General features: G+C 59.9%; 3 pseudogenes. 2 read left to right on the top strand and 1 reads right to left on the bottom strand.

The features are described from left to right. Positions 1-171: 171 nt before the first annotated feature. Together EDC31_RS17535 and EDC31_RS18580 are read left to right on the top strand one after the other, a co-directional pair. Positions 172-923 (top strand): annotated as a pseudogene (locus tag EDC31_RS17535) (IS5 family transposase). Positions 924-1138: 215 nt separating this feature from the next. Continuing rightward, positions 1139-1597, top strand: a pseudogene (locus EDC31_RS18580) (tyrosine-type recombinase/integrase); the annotation flags it as partial. 16 nt (positions 1598-1613) lie between these two features. Here EDC31_RS18580 and EDC31_RS17525 read toward each other — a convergent pair. Further along, positions 1614-1759, bottom strand: a pseudogene (locus tag EDC31_RS17525) (IS5/IS1182 family transposase); the annotation flags it as partial.

Below are 1759 nucleotides of genomic sequence, written 5' to 3'. Positions count from 1 at the left end.
CATCGCCAGCCCTCATCATAGCCGGTCTCCTATGAATCAGCGATCGGGCGTCAAGGGAATCCCTTCCCAATGTTTTATGCCAAAGTAGTGCTAGGGCTGAAACCCAATCAGCGGGTTGATCGGATACGGTTTTCCTGATTCACGTGGGGCGTGGATCATGGGAGTTGGCGTATGGCGTTGTTCTGGTTGTCGGATGCGGCGTGGGCGGCGATCGAACCGCATCTGCCGAAAAACCAGCCTGGCGCCCGGCGCGTCGATGACCGGCGTGTGATCTCCGGCATCCTGCATGTTCTCAAGGTCGGCTGCCGCTGGTGCGATTGCCCGGCCGACTACGGGCCGTCGACGACGATCTATAATCGGTTCAATCGCTGGTCGCGCCGGGGGTTCTGGCTCAAGCTGCTCGACGCGCTGGTCGAGGCAGGGGCGGTCACCAAGAGCACCGCCATTGATAGCACCTACATCAAGGCGCAACGCGCAGCGTTCGGAGCAAAGGGGGGCGTGCAGCCCAGGCGATCGGCCGCTCGCGCGGCGGCTGGACAACCAAGGTCCACGCGCTCACCGATGTCATCGGCCGTCCCTATGCCCTGATGCTGACCCCCGGCAATGTCAGCGACGTGAAAGCCGCTCCCGCCCTTCTCGAACGGGCCGGACCGATGCGATACCTGCTCGGCGACAAAGGCTATGACGCGGACCTGTTACGCCACCTGGCTCGCGAGGCGGGCGCGACACCCGTCATCCCGGGCCGCCGTAACCGCAAGCGCGCCATCCGATATGACGAACAGCGTTATCGAAGCCGCCACCTGATCGAGAACGCCTTCTGCCGTCTCAAGGATTTTCGGCGCGTCCACACCCGCTATGACAAGCTCGCAGCCAACTTCCTCTCTACTCTAGCGCTCGCCACCGCCGTCGCATTCTGGCTCTGATCGAGTCTCAGCCCTAGAAGGGTCTTAGGTGGCTATGGCGTAGACGTAGTGCCCATCTTCATTGTTCTCGGCCCGCCAATTCCCCTTTTTATTCAATATCATAGCCTACCAAAAATGGCGGTATTCTGCGGAATTCACGCCATTTCGTGTTGCATGCCGATGCACGGAATTGCATCCTATCCCACACCTCGCGTGGTAAGAAGTGTGGGATAAAAATGGGACGTCTTTCCGCAACAACCGTGAAGGCCATCAGGGAGCCGGGTCGCTATGGCGATGGCGACGGGCTCTATCTCGTCATCAGCCCACGGGGTGGCAAATCCTGGGTTTGCCGGGTCCAGAAAAACGGCAAGCGGCGTGACATCGGCCTAGGCAGCGCCAAGAAGGTATCCTTGGCATTGGCGCGCGAACGGGCCGTCAAGGCGCGGATGCAGGTCGAAGTTGGCCTTGATCCCGTGGCCGAACGCCGCAAGGAGGCGGGCATCCCGTCTTTCCGTGAAGCCGCCCTTGAGGTCTACGCGCAGAACAAGGCGACCTGGAAGAACAAGAAGCACCGGACTCAATGGCTGACGACCCTTGAAACCTACGCGTTCCCGCTAATCGGTGACGTCTCGATCGCTGATCTTGACGGCCATCATGTTCGCGAGGCGATCGTCCCGATCTGGCTCAACAAGCCTGAGAGTCCGTCCAAGATCATACTTTATGATTACAAAGCCTTCTTAGCATCATCCGGACTGATGCCCGTCGGAGGAAAGCGAGTGCGTTCTTATTGAGGCATTCCCAATCCTTGCTCAGGCGCCGGCAGCGGTTCAACCAGGCGATGGTACGTTCCACAATCC

The sequence above is a fragment of the Acidomonas methanolica genome (genome assembly GCF_004346035.1).
GTDB classification, from domain to species: Bacteria; Pseudomonadota; Alphaproteobacteria; order Acetobacterales; family Acetobacteraceae; genus Acidomonas; species Acidomonas methanolica.
This window is presented reverse-complemented; position numbering and strand designations above follow the sequence as displayed.